This window comes from Mesorhizobium sp. DxT (genome assembly GCF_058448885.1).
This window is the reverse complement of record NZ_JBZFLJ010000013.1, coordinates 42,080-57,111: the sequence shown is the minus strand read 5'-3', so window position 1 is coordinate 57,111 and position 15,032 is coordinate 42,080. Positions and strand designations below refer to the sequence as shown.

General features: G+C 66.0%; 15 protein-coding genes. 7 read left to right on the top strand and 8 right to left on the bottom strand.

The window, feature by feature from the left end:
* Positions 1 to 2: 2 nt before the first annotated feature.
* The 7 genes from ACVJNE_RS21140 to ACVJNE_RS21110 are packed head-to-tail and all read right to left on the bottom strand — an operon-like array spanning position 3 to position 8,512.
* On the bottom strand, positions 3 to 1,439 hold the full coding sequence (locus ACVJNE_RS21140) for an amidase (protein WP_499568778.1): 1,437 nt from the start codon (positions 1,437 to 1,439) through the stop codon (positions 3 to 5).
* Positions 1,440 to 1,459: 20 nt separating this feature from the next.
* A complete protein-coding gene (locus tag ACVJNE_RS21135; protein ID WP_499568777.1) occupies positions 1,460 to 3,019 on the bottom strand; it encodes an ABC transporter substrate-binding protein in 1,560 nt (519 codons plus the stop codon).
* Between the two features lie 32 nt (positions 3,020 to 3,051).
* A complete protein-coding gene (locus ACVJNE_RS21130) occupies positions 3,052 to 3,921 on the bottom strand; it encodes an alpha/beta hydrolase (RefSeq protein WP_499568776.1) in 870 nt (289 codons plus the stop codon).
* Between the two features lie 13 nt (positions 3,922 to 3,934).
* Positions 3,935 to 5,584, bottom strand: coding sequence for an ABC transporter ATP-binding protein (locus tag ACVJNE_RS21125; protein WP_499568775.1), 1,650 nt, complete (start codon positions 5,582 to 5,584; stop codon positions 3,935 to 3,937).
* A complete protein-coding gene (locus tag ACVJNE_RS21120) occupies positions 5,581 to 6,342 on the bottom strand; it encodes an ABC transporter permease (protein ID WP_499568848.1) in 762 nt (253 codons plus the stop codon). Before ACVJNE_RS21120 ends, ACVJNE_RS21125 begins: the two co-directional genes overlap by 4 nt.
* Before the next feature lie 56 nt (positions 6,343 to 6,398).
* Positions 6,399 to 7,343, bottom strand: coding sequence for an ABC transporter permease (locus tag ACVJNE_RS21115; protein ID WP_499568774.1), 945 nt, complete (start codon positions 7,341 to 7,343; stop codon positions 6,399 to 6,401).
* A 2-nt stretch (positions 7,344 to 7,345) separates the two neighbouring features.
* Positions 7,346 to 8,512, bottom strand: coding sequence for a C45 family autoproteolytic acyltransferase/hydrolase (locus tag ACVJNE_RS21110; RefSeq protein WP_499568773.1), 1,167 nt, complete (start codon positions 8,510 to 8,512; stop codon positions 7,346 to 7,348).
* A gap of 184 nt (positions 8,513 to 8,696) precedes the next feature.
* Here ACVJNE_RS21110 and ACVJNE_RS21105 point away from each other — a divergent pair, with 184 nt between their 5' ends.
* Positions 8,697 to 9,638, top strand: coding sequence for a GntR family transcriptional regulator (locus ACVJNE_RS21105; RefSeq protein WP_499568772.1), 942 nt, complete (start codon positions 8,697 to 8,699; stop codon positions 9,636 to 9,638).
* Here ACVJNE_RS21105 and ACVJNE_RS21100 read toward each other — a convergent pair.
* Positions 9,628 to 10,989: an MATE family efflux transporter gene (locus ACVJNE_RS21100; RefSeq protein ID WP_499568847.1), complete on the bottom strand. Its 1,362-nt coding sequence runs from the start codon at positions 10,987 to 10,989 to the stop codon at positions 9,628 to 9,630. The two genes, ACVJNE_RS21105 and ACVJNE_RS21100, sit on opposite strands and share 11 nt — an antisense overlap.
* A gap of 191 nt (positions 10,990 to 11,180) precedes the next feature.
* Between ACVJNE_RS21100 and ACVJNE_RS21095 the strand changes: the two genes are divergently transcribed.
* The 6 genes from ACVJNE_RS21095 (at position 11,181) to ACVJNE_RS21070 (ending at position 15,032) form a co-directional block, all read left to right on the top strand.
* On the top strand, positions 11,181 to 11,924 hold the full coding sequence (locus tag ACVJNE_RS21095) for a ZIP family metal transporter (protein ID WP_421928422.1): 744 nt from the start codon (positions 11,181 to 11,183) through the stop codon (positions 11,922 to 11,924).
* Between the two features lie 80 nt (positions 11,925 to 12,004).
* The gene (gene argB / locus ACVJNE_RS21090; protein ID WP_368801843.1) at positions 12,005 to 12,901 is read left to right on the top strand and encodes an acetylglutamate kinase; all 897 of its coding nucleotides are present in this window, start codon (positions 12,005 to 12,007) and stop codon (positions 12,899 to 12,901) included.
* Between the two features lie 324 nt (positions 12,902 to 13,225).
* Complete coding sequence (locus ACVJNE_RS21085; RefSeq protein WP_499568771.1) at positions 13,226 to 13,564, top strand: hypothetical protein; 339 nt, start codon at positions 13,226 to 13,228, stop codon at positions 13,562 to 13,564.
* Between the two features lie 241 nt (positions 13,565 to 13,805).
* The gene (locus ACVJNE_RS21080; protein ID WP_499568770.1) at positions 13,806 to 14,222 is read left to right on the top strand and encodes a nuclear transport factor 2 family protein; all 417 of its coding nucleotides are present in this window, start codon (positions 13,806 to 13,808) and stop codon (positions 14,220 to 14,222) included.
* Positions 14,219 to 14,614, top strand: coding sequence for a MerR family transcriptional regulator (locus tag ACVJNE_RS21075; protein ID WP_499568769.1), 396 nt, complete (start codon positions 14,219 to 14,221; stop codon positions 14,612 to 14,614). The genes ACVJNE_RS21080 and ACVJNE_RS21075 overlap by 4 nt, the downstream gene beginning before the upstream one ends.
* Positions 14,604 to 15,032, top strand: coding sequence for a carboxymuconolactone decarboxylase family protein (locus tag ACVJNE_RS21070; RefSeq protein ID WP_499568768.1), 429 nt, complete (start codon positions 14,604 to 14,606; stop codon positions 15,030 to 15,032). The genes ACVJNE_RS21075 and ACVJNE_RS21070 overlap by 11 nt, the downstream gene beginning before the upstream one ends.

Below are 15,032 nucleotides of genomic sequence, written 5' to 3'. Positions count from 1 at the left end.
TCTTACGTGTGAATGGGAGGACGGCGGCCGGCCCACGGCCAGTTGCGTTCGATCTCGCCGGCAAGGGCGAACAGCGCCGCCTCGCCGCCGAGCTGGCCCATGAACTGGATGCCGATGGGCAGGCCGTCCGCGCTGTGCGCCATCGGCACGCTCATGGCCGGTATGCCTGCGGCATTGGCGGGGTGGGTAAAGGCGGTGACGTCCATAAGCCTGTCGACGAAGCCGCGCCAGTCGGCGCTGCGCACGTCGAGCGTGCCGAGCGGCAAAGGCAGGTTCGCCATCACCGGCGACATGATGACGTCGACCTCGGCGAACAGCCGGCCGAATGCGCGGGCCGTCGCGTTTGCCGTGTTTCGGGCACGCAGCACCTCGGCCGCCGCAAGCTCGCGGCCAAACGCTGCGAGCCCGAGATTGACGGGCTCGAAATTGTCTTCATCGGCGGGCTTGCCGAAGGCGGCGGCGACGTCGTCCACCTCAATGGCGGTGTAGGTCGCGATCAGTTTCGTCAGCGCATCCTTCAACGCGCCGGCGTCGTGGGCGAATTTCGCCGGCACGATCGTGTGGCCGAGCCCTAGTAGCCGTTCCGCTGCCGCGTCGAGCGCTTCCGCGATCTCCGGTTCCGGCGGCGTCTGCAGGCCCGATTGCGTGACGAGCCCGATGCGGAGCCTGCGCGGCCCGCTTCCCGAAGCGGCCAGATACGAGCCTTCCTTGGCGGGCGCGGCATAGAGTGCGCCCGGCTCCGGCGCGTCGGTCAGGTCGAGTAGCAGCGCCGAGTCGCGCACGCTGCGGGTCAGCGCGTGATGGCTGACGAGGCCGCCCCAGTTCTCGGTCGAAACCGGACCGCAGGGCACGCGGCCGCGCGACGGCCGGAAGCCGAACAGGCCGGCGCAGGAGGCCGGTATCCGGATAGAGCCCGCGCCGTCATTGGCATAGGCCGTGGGCACCATGCCGGCAGCGACGGCGGCGGCCGCCCCGCCCGAGGAGCCGCCGATGCTGCGCTGCGTGTTCCACGGGTTAAGCGCCGGTCCGTGCAGGGAAGCCTCGGTCGCCACGTTGCAGGAAAATTCCGGCAGGTTGGTCTTGCCGACGACGACGAGACCCGCCGCGCGGTAGCGAGTAACGATCTCGTGGTCGCTGTCGGAGACATTGCCGGCAGCCGCCCGGCAGCCGAACGACATCGGCGCACCCGCATAGGACGGGCAGTCGTCCTTGAGCAGGGTCGGAACGCCGCGCAGCGGCGCGTCCTGCGGCAGTTGGCGCAACTGCTCGCGCGCCTCGTCCTCCATGCGCAGGATGACGGCGTTGAGCAGGGGATTGGCTCGGTCGATCGCAGCGAAGGCCTCGCTGACGGCTTCGTTCGGGCTCAACACCCCCGCCCGAATGGCTTCGGACAGGCCGATCGCGTCGCTTGTTGCATAGTCGAATTCGGAAGCACGCATATCGGCCATTCCTTCGCGGTCTATTCGGCGTCCTTGGTCACCGCCCAGAAGCGGTGGGAGCCGCCCAGCCAGCCGGCATAGCCCTTCACGGACGACGACAGCGCGGTGACGTTGGACAGGTTGAACAGGCCGAGGATCGGCACCTGCTTGCCCATCTCGCGGTTCAGCTCGGAGAAGACCGCCTTGCGTTCTGCCGGCTCCTGCAGGGTCTGAACCTTTTCGAGCAGCTCCTCCGCCTTCGGATCGTCCCACATGCGGGTGGGCTCGACCGACTTGTCGCCGATGAAGGACTGGAAGCTCAGGAGCGGATCGAGACGGGCCGAGTAGGCGAAGACGGCCAGTTCGTAATTGCCGGCGCGATACTGCTCGAGCTGCGTTGCCCAGTCGCGTACGTCGAGATTGACGTTGATGCCGGCCGAAGAGAGCATCGCCTGCACGATCGTCGCGACCTGCACGCGGTTCTGGCGATTGGCGACGAGGATGGAGAGCGGTTCGCCATTGTAGCCGGCTTCGGCCGCCAGGGCGCGCGCTTTTTCCACGTCGTAGGCCGGCCAGGCGGCGGCGGAGTCGTCGTAATAGTAGGTGCCTTCGGCGATGACCGACGGGTTCGGGCGGTAGAAATCGCCGCCGAGCGCTTCGGAAAGCTGGTTCAGGTCGATGGCGTGCGCGATCGCCTGGCGCATGCGAACGTCTTCGAGCGCCGGTGCGGTGGTCTGGATCTGCAGCGTCATGATCGCCGGCGTCGGCTGGATGTCGACGGTGATGTCGCGAGCGCGCAGCGTCTCGACCAGCGTCGGCTCGACCTCGTCGATGACGTCGATCTCGCCGGACTGCAGGCCGTTGGCGCGCGTGCTGGCATCCGGCACCGTCATGAAGCGGATGCGCTCGACGCTGGCCTTCTTGTTGCCGACATTGCCGTCGGGCTCGCCCGGCAGCGCGGCATAGTCGTCGAAGCGCACGATATCGAGATAGCGGCCGCTTTCCAGCGTATCGAAGCTGTAGGGGCCGGTGCCGACCGGTTTTACGAACGCGCCGCTCTCGTCGACCGAGGAGGGGCTGAGTATCCACGGTGTACACTGGACCGTCGCCATGGTGATCAGGAAATTGGATGTCGGCTCGGCAAAGGTGAAGCGAACGGTCGTCTCGTCCACGGCCTCGACCGTCTCCAGCTTCGGGCCGATGCCGCCATTGTAGCGGACTGCGCACTGGAAGGCCGTTTCGGGGTCCAGGTAGCGTTCGAAGTTCCAGACCACGTCCTGCGCCGTCAGCGTCTTGCCGTCGTGGAACGGCACGCCCTCCCGCAGGCGGAAATCGTAGACCTTGCCGCCCTCGCTGACCGACCATTCCTCGGCCAGCATCGGCTTGATGGACAGATCGTCGGAGAAGCCGACGAGGCCCTCGACGACGTGCAACATCACCATGTCCGAATTGGCGTCGCGGTTGACGCCGGGATTGGTGCTGGCGATGTCGGAGTGGATCGCCACGCGCAGCGTGTCCGCACCTTGCGCGGCCAGCGGCGCAGTCGAGACCAGAAGGCTCGCGGCGAGCGATGTCAGGAAGGATGTTCCGAAAGATTTCATGCTCAGGCTCCCATTGTTTGTGATTGCGCCACTCAGCGGCCAGCGGTGACGATGCTGGTGAAGAAGTCTTCGGCCGGATCGACCATCTCGAACGGCGAGTGCGCGACGCCCGGAACGATGTCGCGGCGCACGGCGATGCCATGGGCCTCGAAGGAATCGGCAAGTGCGGCGATGCGCTCCAGACGGTTGGCGCCCTGAAGGTCGGCGCCGTCCATCCACAATTTGCTTTCGCGCGGGATGGTGATTTCCCAGGTTGCGTCGTCGGCGCCGCCGATCAGCGTCTGGACCTTGACCTTGCGCATCGCCTCCAGGTCGATCTCGATGCCGAAGCGGGCCTTCAGGTCGCGCACGCCGACCCACCAGTCGTAGTCTTGGTTCAGGAGCGTCACCACGCCGGGCGCGCCGATGGAGACGGCGCGAAGGCGCTGCGGATGCAGCATGAAGAAGCGCTGGCAGAACTGGCCGCCGCCGGAATAGCCGTAGATCATGAAGCCGCCATCGCGGATGCGGTACTTGGCGCAGACCTCGTCGACCATCGACAGAAGCACGAGGTCGTAGCGGATGCCGTGGAACTCGATGCGCTTGTAGTTGGCGAGTTCGCCGGGCTCGACGATGCCGACGGGAAACAGCGGCGCCAGGATGATGCAGCCGTGTTTCTCGGCGAAGTCGGCGAAGCGGTCGCGATACTGCGCGGCCGTGCGGCCGGTGCCGTGGACGATGACGGCGAGGTCGTACTGCCTGTCGTCGGTCTCGCTGTAGTCCTGTGGGACATACAGGCAGTAGCTGAAGCGCTGGTCGTACTGGCTGGCGAAGAACGGCGTCGGGCCGAAATCGTAGAAGCTGAGATTGATGCCGTGGCCCTCGCGCTTCGGCGGTTTGGACGTGACGGTGGCGTTCGACATGGATCGATCTCCTTCAGGTGGCATCGGCGGCGGCTGGTTCGTTGCGCCAGCGTAATTCGACGCCGCCGGCTGGCGTGGTCTCGAGGATCGGGATCGCGTTGAGCAACCGGCGCGTATAGGCGTGGCGCGGCGTGTCGAGAATGGCGTCGCGCGTGCCTTCCTCGACGATGCGCCCCTCATGCATGACTATGACGCGGTCGGCGATCTGCTCGACGACGGCGAGATCATGGGTGATGAAAAGGCAGGCGAAACCGAACTTCGATTGCAGGTCGGCCAGCAGCCGCAGCACCTGTGCGCGGACAGTGACGTCGAGGGCCGACACCGCCTCGTCGGCGATGACGAAGGAGGGCCGGCGGATGAGCGCGCGCGCAATGGCCACGCGCTGGCGCTGGCCGCCGGAAAGCTCGTGCGGGAATCGTCTCGCGAAGGACGGGTCCAGCGCCACGTTGGTCAATGCCTCCTCGACGCGGCGTGCGTAATGCGAGGCCGGCACGTCGGGCAGCGCGCGCAGGCCCTCGGCCACCAGCGCGCCGACCTTCATGCGCGGATCGAGCGACGAGAACGGGTCCTGGAAGACCATCTGGCAGTTGCGGCGGTAATCGGCATAGTCGGGCGCGCCGGGCTCGATGCCGTGGCCGTTGAAAAGCACCCGTCCGCCCTGGTGCCGCGTCAGGCCCGCGATTACCCGCGCCAGCGTCGTCTTGCCGGATCCTGAACCGCCGACCACCGCGAGCACCTCGCCCGGGCGGATCTCCAGATTGACGTCGCGCACCGCATGCTTGACGCCACGTCGGCCGAACAGGCCGGCCCGAACCGGGAAATCGACCTTTAGGTTTTCGACCGAGACGATCGGCGCGTTCTCCGGCGTAGCCCGTGCCGGCGCGCGCACCGGCAGCGATGCGAGCAGCTTACGGGTGTAGTCGTGCTTCGGCGCGACGAGCAGCTCCGCCGTCCTGCCTTCCTCGACGATCTCGCCCGTCTGCATGACGAGGATCCGGTCGCTGTAGCGGGCGACCATCGGCAGGTCGTGGCTGATGAGGATGACGGCGGTGCCGTGCTCGCGCGTCAGGCCGACAAGCAGGTCCATGACGTCGCGCTGCGTGACGGCGTCAAGCGCGGTGGTCGGTTCATCCGCCACCAGCAGCGCCGGTCGCATCAGCATGGCGCTGGCGATCATGATGCGCTGGCGCATGCCGCCGGAGAACTCGTGCGGGTAGGCCGAAAGCGCGCGCTCGCCGTCGGCGATGCCGACCCGCCCGAGCATGTCGAGGATGCGGGCCTTGCGTTCCCTGCGCCCGATGCCGCCGTGCAACGCAAGTCCTTCGTCGAGCTGCTGGCCGATGCGCATCGACGGGTTGAGCGAGGTCATGGGCTCCTGAAAGACCATGGTCACGCCGCTGCCGCGCATCGCCCGCAGACCGGCATCGTCGAGCTCGCTCAGCGAACGACCCTTGAAGCGGATGTCGCCGGAGACGAGGCCGACTGGCGCGGGCGACAGTCCGAGGATCGCGCGGCCTAGCATGGTCTTGCCCGAACCCGATTCGCCGACGATGCCGACGATCTCCCCCGGTGCGATCGACAGGCTCGCATCCTTCACGATCTTTGGGCCGGCTCGGCCGATGCCGAGCGTGACGTTGCTGACTTCGAGGAGTGGCAGGGTCACAGGACGCGCCTCCTCATGCGGGGGTCGAGCCGGTCACGCAGCGCGTCGCCCAGAAGATTGATGCCGAGGAGAGCCATGGAGATGGTGAGGCCGGGGAAGGTCACCAGCCAGACCGCCTGGTCAAGAAAGGCGCGGCTGCCGGCAAGCATGTTGCCCCAGGTCGGCGCCGGCGGCGCAACGCCCAGGCCGAGAAAGCTCAGCGCGCTTTCAGCCAGCAGCGCCCAGCCGCACATCGACGTCGCGAGCACGGTCAGCGGCGCTATGCAGTTGGGCAGAATATGGCGCCGCATCGTGTAGCCGAGCGAGTTGCCCATGACATGCGAGGCTTCGACGAATTCGCGCTCGCGCAGACTGAGCACTGTGCCGCGCACGACGCGCACCACGGAGGACATGTAGACGAGACCCAGCGCCAGGATGATGCCGGTTTCGTTGGCGCCGAGCACGGCGAGCAGGCCGAGCGCGAAAAGCAGGCCCGGAAAGGCGAGCAGCACGTCGTTGAGCGACATGATGATGCGGTCGGACCAGCCGCGCAGAAAGCCGCTGACGATGCCGATCGCAGTGCCCGCCGAGATCGCGAGAGTCACCGTCAGCACCGAGATCTTCACGCTTGCGGCGGCGCCGGTCATCAGCCGGCTGAGCTGGTCGCGGCCGAACTCGTCGGTGCCGAGCCAGTGGCTCCAGCTCGGCGGCGCGAGGCGGGTCGTGAAGTTCATGGCGACCGGGTCGTAAGGCGTCCAGACCACGCCCATCACCGCCATGACGACGATAATGCCCGTGAGCGCGAGCCCGATGACGAGGTTCGGCGGATAGGTTCTCATTGCGCCGTCACCCGCGGGTCGAAGATCGGATAGAGCAGGTCGACGACGAGGTTCACCAGCACGTAGATGCCGGCGATGAACAGCAGGCAGCCCTGGATGACGGGGTAGTCGCGGGCAAAGATCGCTTCGACCAGCAGCCGGCCGAGGCCGGGGATCGTGAAGACGGTCTCGATGATGGCGACGCCGGCCAGAAGATTGCCGAGGATGAGGCCGAGCAGCGTCCATGTCGGCCCGAAGGCGTTGCGGAATGCATGGCGCCACATCACGGTACTCTCGGGCAGCCCCTTGGCGCGAGCATGGGTAATGTAGTCGAGGCCGAGGACTTCCAGCGTGGAGGCGCGTGCCATGCGCAGGATCACGCCGACCTCGTGCAGGAACAGCGTGAAGATCGGCAGGACGAGGTAGAGGGCGGCACCGCGAACGCTTTCGGAGAAGCTGACATAGCCGACGATCGGCAGCCAACCGAGCTTCAGTCCGAACAGGAGCAGCATCAGCATGCCCATCCAGAAGGTGGGGATCGACATCAGCAGCGTCGCAGAGGTGACAAGGGCGATGTCGCTGGTCTTGTTCTGGCGCCATGCCGCCAGCATGCCCATCGGCACGGCCACAAGCGTGGAAAGGATCACGGCAGGCACCACCACCTGCAGGCTGATAAGGAAGCGCGATATGATGGTCTGCAGCACTGGCTGGCCGGTGGCGATGGATGTGCCCATGTCGCCCTGCAGCAGCAGGCCGGCCCAGATCACGAATTGCTCCGGCAGGCTGCGGTCGAGCCCGAGCCGCTCGCGAAGCGCTGCCAGCGCCGCCGCGTCGCCGACATCGCCCAGCATCAGGGATGCCGGATCGCCGGGAATGATGCGCACCAGAATGAACACCGTGACGCCGACCATGATCAGCGTCGGGATCGCCATCGCTATGCGGCCTATGGCGAAGCGAAGCACCGTCAGTTCTCCACGGATGCCGCTATAGCACGCGCTCCGGCGTCCGCCGGCAGCAGCGCGTCGTCGTCCAGCGCGTATGTGCGGAACTCGCGGTTGAGCGCCGGAAGGGCTGCGATCTCCATGAACCCCTTGGACGAGTCGATCACGACCATGGCGACGGTCGTGGAGATGTTGCTCGCCTCGTTCTCGCGCGGCGGCCGGCAGACCGAAAACGGCGTGAGGAAGTCGTCGAACAGCGCGGCCTTCAGGTCGGCGCGGCCGAGAAGGGGGCCGCGTTCTTCGAGCAGGCGTCGCACGCGCCAGTCGCGGTAGAAGCTTTCCGGCACATAGGGAATGCCGGTGTCGCGCAGCTTGGAGAGCGCCACCGGGCTCACCCAGTGGTTTGCATGCACCAGCAGCCCGTCCTCGGGATAGAGCGGGAAGGATTCGTCCGGCGCGCATTCGAAGTCGATGCCGAAGCCGGCAGACGTCGAGATCATGATGTTGTTGGAGCAGGACTTCGGCGTCGTCGCCACGACCTTGATGGCGCGGGCGAAATGCTCGTTCTGCAGCACCTTGCGACGGATCGCGCCCAGCGGCACGCCGCGCTGGGTGAAGTCGCGCTCGCATTCCAGATAGTTGGCGGTGATTGCCGTGCCGGCGGCGTTGAAGCCGCTGCGCGCAAGCCCGCCGGCCTCGACGAAGGTGACGAAGTCCGGCCCGTTCTCCTGCCGCACCCGCAGCACCACGCCGGTCTCGGCGCATTCCACCCGCCAGTCCCAGTTCTGGCCATGGATCAGGTGTCCGGTGCTGCTGCGCTCCGGCATGATGAGGGCACAGGTGCAGCCGTCATCGGGCTCGTCCGGTTCGGGCTTGTTCAGTTCGGCCCGCGCCGAAGCGACGATCTCGGTACGCGCATTGATCATCACGATGTCTTCGAAGGCGACGCCCGAGCCCTGGGCGATGCCGCGCATCTCCTCGATGTAGCTCTCGTCGAACTCTGCGATGCAGTCGGCATAGCTCTGGATCAGCGCTGCCTTGCGCTCTGCAGGAAGGCCGAGCTGGTGGAGCGAGCCGCCATACAGGTCGGCGCTGCGCCGGATGCGCGACGTCAGCAGCATGCCGTATTGCCGGCCACGCTCGAAGGCGCCGCCCGAAACGGTGATGAAGGGAAAGGGTTCGACCGGCATTGGTACTCCACAAGGCGCGTCACAAAATGTTCTTTATCGATACAGAAAACATATGTCTATAGGTTCTTGAGTGAAATTCGTTTTATGCCTATTTATTATGCGTTTGAATAAGCGGCGACCACCTGTCATGGTGGCGCGACAGCCGCAACCGATTGCCTGAGACGGCAGCACGACCAGAGGCCCGATGCAGGTTTCCCCGAACGACTCGCAGCAACCCGCCGCACTCAGCAGCCTTCAGGTCGAGATCGCACGCAAGGTCCTGGCACTGATTTCCGAAGGGCGCTGGGCGGCCAAGGAGAAGGTTTCCGATTCGGCGCTGGCCCGGGAGTTCGGCGTCTCGCGCACCCCGGTCCGCCAGGTGTTGCAGGCACTGACCGCGCAGGGGCTTCTCGAACAGAACGGCAGCAGGGGTTTCCAGCTCGTGCGTGCGCTGGCTTCGGGCGAAAGCATCCAGGGCATGGTGCCGCCCTCCGAAAGCCAGAGCCTCTACGATCGCCTGATGAGCGCGCGTGCCACCGGCGAGATCGCGGAGGAGGTTTCGGAAACCGAGCTGGTCGAGCAGTTCGGCGCGACGCGAGGCGCGGTGCGGCGTGCGCTCATGCGCATGTCCGACGAAGGCATCGCCAGCCGCCGTGCCGGCCATGGCTGGCGCTTCGCCGAATGCCTCGTCACCGACGAGGCCGTCGACGAGAGCTACCAGTTCCGTCTGATCGTCGAATGCGGCGCGCTGCTGGTGCCGAACTACCGGCCCGACGAGGCGCAGATCAAGGCGCTCGAACGCGACCAGCGCGGTATCCTCGAGCGCCCCATCCACGAGATCAGCCGCGTCGACTGGTTCAGCGCGAATGCGAGGTTCCACGAGACCATCGTGTCGTGGTCGGGCAACCGGTTCCTGGTGCAGAGCCTGCAGCGCCAGAACAGCCTGCGGCGGATGACCGAGCTGAGCGACTTCTCCAAGCTGAGCAAGCGCCGGCTCGACGAGGCCTGCAAGGACCATCTCGGCATTCTGGAGGCGATCGCTTCCGGCGACTACAAATTCGCTGCCGCACTGCTCAATCGGCACATTTCGCGGGCGAGCCAGGACGTATCCGACGAAGGGCGGGAAACGTCGCTGCCTATGGATTGACCGCGCCTGCCGTCGCTGGTGCAGGTGCGGGATCCATAAGCCGGTCACGGCGCAGCCAGCGGGCCAGAAGCAGCACGGCTACGACGGCAAGGCCGCTCGAAAGCCCGATCCAGATTCCGACGCCGTCGAGCCCGCCGGGGAAGGCGAGCCACACGCCGAGCGTCAGCCCGACGCCCCAATAGCCGATCGCCGCATAGACCATCGGCACCGTCGTATCCTGCAAGCCGCGCAGCATGCCGCCGGCCACGGCCTGCGCCCCGTCGACGATCTGGAACATCGCGGCAAGCGCCAGGAAGGTGACCGCCAGCCCGATCACCGGCGCGTTGGCCGGGTCCGACAGGTTGATGAAGGCGCGGATCAAAAGGTACGGCGCGAACAACATCAGCGCCGCCATGCAGGCCATGAACGCCACACCCATGACGAATGCCGTCCAGCCGGCGCGCGTCACGCCATCCCGGTCGCCGGCGCCATAGGCGCGGCCGACGCGTACGGTGGCGGCCTGCGACACGCCCATCGGCACCATGAACGAGATCGAGGCGATCTGGATGGCGATGGCGTGGGCGGCCAGCGACACGGCGTCGATCAGCCCCATGATGAGGGCTGCGGCGTTGAAGATGCTGACCTCGAAGGTGATGATGCCCGCGATCGGCAGGCCGAGCCGTAGCAACTGCCGGAAGCGCGGCCAGTCGGAACGCCAGAAGCGCCCGAACAGCCGGTAGCGGCGGAAGCGCCGGTCGAGCGACACGGCCAGCGCCAGCCCGCCGAACATCAGCAGGCTCGACAGCGTAGTGGCGGCACCCGCGCCGACGATGCCGAGCGCCGGAAAGCCCAGATTGCCGAACATCAGTGCCCAGTTGCACAGCACGTTGAAGCCGACGGCGGCAAAGACGATCACCAGCGCCCAGCCGGGCCGTTCGAGCGCGGAAATAAAGGAGCGCAGCACGATGAAGCAGTAGAAGGGCAGGATCGCCCACTGCATCACGCGCACGTAACGGCCGGCTTCCGCCGCCAGCGCCGGGTCCTGCCCCATGGCGACGAGGATCGCCTCCGTGTGCCATAGGAGCAGCCACACCGGCACGGCCACGCACAGCGCAACCCAGAAGCCCTGCCGGACGGTGCGGCGCACATCGCGCACGGAATGGCGCTTGCGCCCGAGCTCGAAGGCGATCATCGGCGAGACGGCGAGGATCAGCCCGAGGCCGAACATCATCGGCGCGAAATAGAGGTTCGCGCCGAGCGTTCCGGCGGCAAGAGCCTCCGGGCCCAGCCGGCCCATCATCATCACGTCCGTTGCCGTCATCGCGGTCTGGCCGAGATTGGTCAGGATCATCGGCCAGGCGAGCGCCAGCATGGCGCGGAACTCCGCGCGCCACGGCGTCTGCGCGGCAACGCGCCCTATGGTGGCGGTTTTTGACATTTCGGCTCAATAGCCGAGGCGGCGGACATTGCCAGAACCACGCCGCGCCATCGGTTGGCGCAGCGATGTTGCCCTCGTCGTGCCGTGGCTATAGCGTTTTGACCACCGCGCAGGGGGATCGATTTGTGGGTGCGTTGACGGCATTGGGCTGGGGACTTTTCGGCGGCAGCGCACTGCTGGTCGGCGCCGCGATCGGCTGGTTCGCGCGGCCGAGCCCGCGCATAGTCGCCGCCGTCATGGCCTTCGGCAGCGGCGTGCTTATCTCAGCTATCGCGTTCGACCTGATGGATGACGCTGCCGGCAAGGGCGGTATCGCCGCCTCGGCCACCGGCTTCATGGTCGGGGCGATGGCTTTCACGCTCGGCGCGCTCTACCTCGCCCGGCGCGATGCCGGCGGCCGCAAACGCTCGTCGGCGTCCGCAGCGGCACCCGCGACGGCGGCCATGGCGATCGCGCTGGGTTCGGTCTTCGACGGCATTCCCGAATCGATGGTGATCGGGCTGAGCCTGCTCGACGGAGAAGGCGTATCGCTGCCGGTGGTGATCGCCATCTTCCTGTCCAACGTGCCGGAAGGCATGTCGAGTTCGGCGGGCATGAAAGCATCGGGCCTGTCGCGCCGCTTCGTGTTCGGCCTGTGGAGCGCCATCGCCATTCTGTGCGGCATCGGTGCCGTGGCGGGTTTCCATCTCTTCGCCGGCGCGCCGCCGCATTACGTGGCCATTGCGCAGGGCGTCGCCGCCGGCGCGATGCTGGCCATGATCGCCGACACGATGATCCCGGAAGCCTTCGACACGGCGCATGATTTTGCCGGATTGATCACGGCCGCGGGTTTCGTCTGCGCCTTCATGCTTTCGCATGCCTTCGGCTGACGGCGAACCATTTGCGCGGGGTCGCGTTTGCGGCTAAGACGCCGCCGACCGAAATGCCCAGCAATCCCGAGGTTTCCTCCATGACGACGGACCAGCTTGCCACTGCGGAAGAGCAGGCGCGCCTTCTCTCTGCCGCGCTGCCCTACATGCAACGCTACGAGAACAAGACCGTCGTGGTGAAATATGGCGGCCACGCCATGGGCGACGCCGAGCTCGGCCAGGCCTTCGCCCGCGACATCGCGCTGCTCAAGCAATCTGGCGTCAACCCCATCGTCGTGCATGGCGGCGGGCCGCAGATCGGCGCGATGCTGAACAAGATGGGCATCGAATCCAAGTTCGAGGGCGGCCTGCGCGTCACCGACCGCAAGACGGTCGAGATCGTCGAGATGGTGCTGGCCGGATCGATCAACAAGGAGATCGTGGCGCTCATCAACGCCGAGGGCGAATGGGCGATCGGCCTGTGCGGCAAGGACGGCAACATGGTGTTTGCCGAAAAGGCGCACAAGACCATCAAGGATCCCGACAGCAATATCGAGCGCGTGCTCGATCTCGGCTTCGTCGGCGAGCCGGTGGAGGTCGACCGCACGCTTCTGGACCTGCTCGCCCGCTCGGAGATGATCCCGGTGATCGCGCCGGTGGCGCCGGGCCGCGACGGCCATACCTACAACATCAACGCCGATACGTTCGCCGGCGCAATCGCCGGCGCGCTCAGCGCCTCGCGGCTCCTGTTCCTGACCGACGTGCCGGGCGTCCTCGACAAGGACAAGAAGCTGATCGACGAACTGACGGTCGGCGAGGCGCGCGCGCTGATCGCCGACGGCACGATCTCCGGTGGCATGATCCCCAAGGTGGAAACCTGCATCGAGGCGATCGAGCGCGGGGTGGAGGGCGTCGTCATCCTCAACGGCAAGGCCCCACACGCGGTCCTGCTCGAACTCTTCACGCACCACGGCGCCGGCACGCTGATCGTGCCCTAGGCGGCATAGGCGGTCAGACACAGCCGGTTAGCGAGCCGATTCCCGCTCCCGGTTGGGCACGGGCCGGGCGCAGGCAGGGCTGCCTCAAGCGATTCCCGCACATGCCGCGCGTTGGTGACGACGCTTGTCGGGCGACTGCTAGGCGGCACAAAGTGCCGCCGGTCGCGCTGTTCCGGCCCTCTTTCAGCTGCTTCCACGTCCTCTTTTCCGGCAGTTTCCGGCAATCGACCCATTTTGCAGACGACGGATCGCGAATTTCGATGAAGCTTCTGTCGATGACGGCCACACGGCACCGTCTCAGGCAACGACTGAAGGAAACATCGCATGTACCATCGCCTCGCACCTTTGCTTCTCTTTGCGCTCGCCGGCTGCGTGAGCGTCGACAGCGCCGACGTCAAACGCGAACTGGCTGTCGGCGAGACACGCCACATCACTGCCTATCGCGCTGATAGCTGCGGCCAACCCGCACCAAGCTTCGAGACGGTGCTACGCCGCATACCCAAGTCGGACCTGGTGAGATATTCCGACGGCGGACTTTCCAGCCGCGTCAGCAACGAGTGCAAGCGACGCGTCCCGACGCGCGCCGTGAACGGCACCGGCCTCAAGGCGGGCTCGGAAGTGAAACGCTATCAGTCGGGCACCGTCGCGATCATAGTCAAATAGCCCAACATATCCCCGCCTGGCCGATGCCGCCGGGAACAGATTGCCCGGTGCGTCAGGCGACCCGGCTCGTGACCCCCGATGGTTGGCCCCAGCGGGATCGCGAGCCGGTTTTCGTTCTAATGGCCGAATGTGATGCGCGTCCGGTGCAGGCAGGAAATTTCCATGCGATTGCAGAAAGGCGCTTGACCTGGAGTTCACTCCAGCAAGTAGATGCATGTGTGCACACACTGGAGATGCACATATGCAGCAACAAACCACCATCGAGAATTTCCTCAATGCGCTGAAGGCCGGCGACGTGGCCGCAGCAAGCGGTTTCGTCTCACAAGACGCCGTCTTCATCGGCGTCCGCCCCGAATCCAAGCCCTCGGTTCCACCTTATGGGCGCTATGTCGGGCATGACGGGCTGAAAGCGTTTCTGGGCGCGCTGGCAGGCACTTTCAGCCGGCAATCGCTGACGATCGAGCATGTCGGTTCGGGCGACGATGTCGCCTTTGCCAGCGGACAGCTCGACCACACTGTTGCGAGTACCGGAAAGCGCTTCGCCTGCGACTGGGTCCTGCGCTGTCGCCTGCGCAACGGCAAGATCGCGCATTACCAGTTCTGCGAGGACAGTGCGCGGCTCGAAGAAGCCCTTTCCGCTGACTTGCCGCAGCCATGAAGATCGGCGACGTCGCAAGGCGCACCGGGCTCAGCATCGATACGCTGCGCTACTACGAGAAGCTCGGCCTGATCGATCCGCCGTGGCGGCAGGCGGGGCGGCGCGCCTATGACGAGAACATCATCGCGTGGCTGAGTTTCATCAAGATGCTCAAGGCCACAGGCATGCCGCTTGCCGATGTCGAGACCTATGCAAGGCTCCGCCGCGACGGCGACCAAAGCTCGGCTGAGCGGCGCGTGATGCTGGAACAGCAGCGCGAGGCCGTGCTGCAGAAGATCGCAGAGCTGACCGAATGCTTGGAACTGCTCGACTACAAGATCAAGAACTACGCCGAAATCGAAGCGCGCTACCGCGCCGAGGACGGCCGAAAGGACCAACACGATGAACACTGACCAAACGATTGAGCGTTCGGCGCTCGACAAGGGTCGCGATATAGCGAGGAAACTGAACCCCGAACTGGAAGCGATCCTTGCAGGCCACTACGACACGGCACTGCCGGGGTTTGCGGAAACGTTGATCGAATCCGCCTATGGCCGGCTCTACGCGCGCGACGGGCTGGACCTGAAGACGCGCCAGCTCGCCACGGTCGCCGCGCTGACGGTGCTTGGCGGGCAGACCGCGCCGCAGCTCAAGGTCAATATCGAGCACACGCTGGCCGCCGGCGCGAACCGGCAGGAGGTGCTCGAGATCATCCTGCAGATGGCGGCTTATGGCGGCTGGCCCGCCGCGATCAACGGCATCAACGCGGCGCTGGCGCTGTTTGCCGAGCTGGACGGTTCCGACACGGCCTCAGCCTGGGACAGCCAGTAA

What these genes read in the sequence shown, in the direction of transcription:
- ACVJNE_RS21070 (WP_499568768.1), top strand. Translation starts at nt 14,604, where the DNA reads ATGAACACTGACCAAACGATTGAGCGTTCGGCGCTCGACAAGGGTCGC.
- ACVJNE_RS21085 (WP_499568771.1), top strand. Translation starts at nt 13,226, where the DNA reads ATGTACCATCGCCTCGCACCTTTGCTTCTCTTTGCGCTCGCCGGCTGC.
- ACVJNE_RS21105 (WP_499568772.1), top strand. Translation starts at nt 8,697, where the DNA reads ATGCAGGTTTCCCCGAACGACTCGCAGCAACCCGCCGCACTCAGCAGC.
- argB (WP_368801843.1), top strand. Translation starts at nt 12,005, where the DNA reads ATGACGACGGACCAGCTTGCCACTGCGGAAGAGCAGGCGCGCCTTCTC.
- ACVJNE_RS21080 (WP_499568770.1), top strand. Translation starts at nt 13,806, where the DNA reads ATGCAGCAACAAACCACCATCGAGAATTTCCTCAATGCGCTGAAGGCC.
- ACVJNE_RS21075 (WP_499568769.1), top strand. Translation starts at nt 14,219, where the DNA reads ATGAAGATCGGCGACGTCGCAAGGCGCACCGGGCTCAGCATCGATACG.
- ACVJNE_RS21135 (WP_499568777.1), bottom strand. Translation starts at nt 3,019, where the DNA reads ATGAAATCTTTCGGAACATCCTTCCTGACATCGCTCGCCGCGAGCCTT.
- ACVJNE_RS21110 (WP_499568773.1), bottom strand. Translation starts at nt 8,512, where the DNA reads ATGCCGGTCGAACCCTTTCCCTTCATCACCGTTTCGGGCGGCGCCTTC.
- ACVJNE_RS21120 (WP_499568848.1), bottom strand. Translation starts at nt 6,342, where the DNA reads ATGGCGGTGATGGGCGTGGTCTGGACGCCTTACGACCCGGTCGCCATG.
- ACVJNE_RS21100 (WP_499568847.1), bottom strand. Translation starts at nt 10,989, where the DNA reads ATGCTGGCGCTCGCCTGGCCGATGATCCTGACCAATCTCGGCCAGACC.
- ACVJNE_RS21130 (WP_499568776.1), bottom strand. Translation starts at nt 3,921, where the DNA reads ATGTCGAACGCCACCGTCACGTCCAAACCGCCGAAGCGCGAGGGCCAC.
- ACVJNE_RS21140 (WP_499568778.1), bottom strand. Translation starts at nt 1,439, where the DNA reads ATGCGTGCTTCCGAATTCGACTATGCAACAAGCGACGCGATCGGCCTG.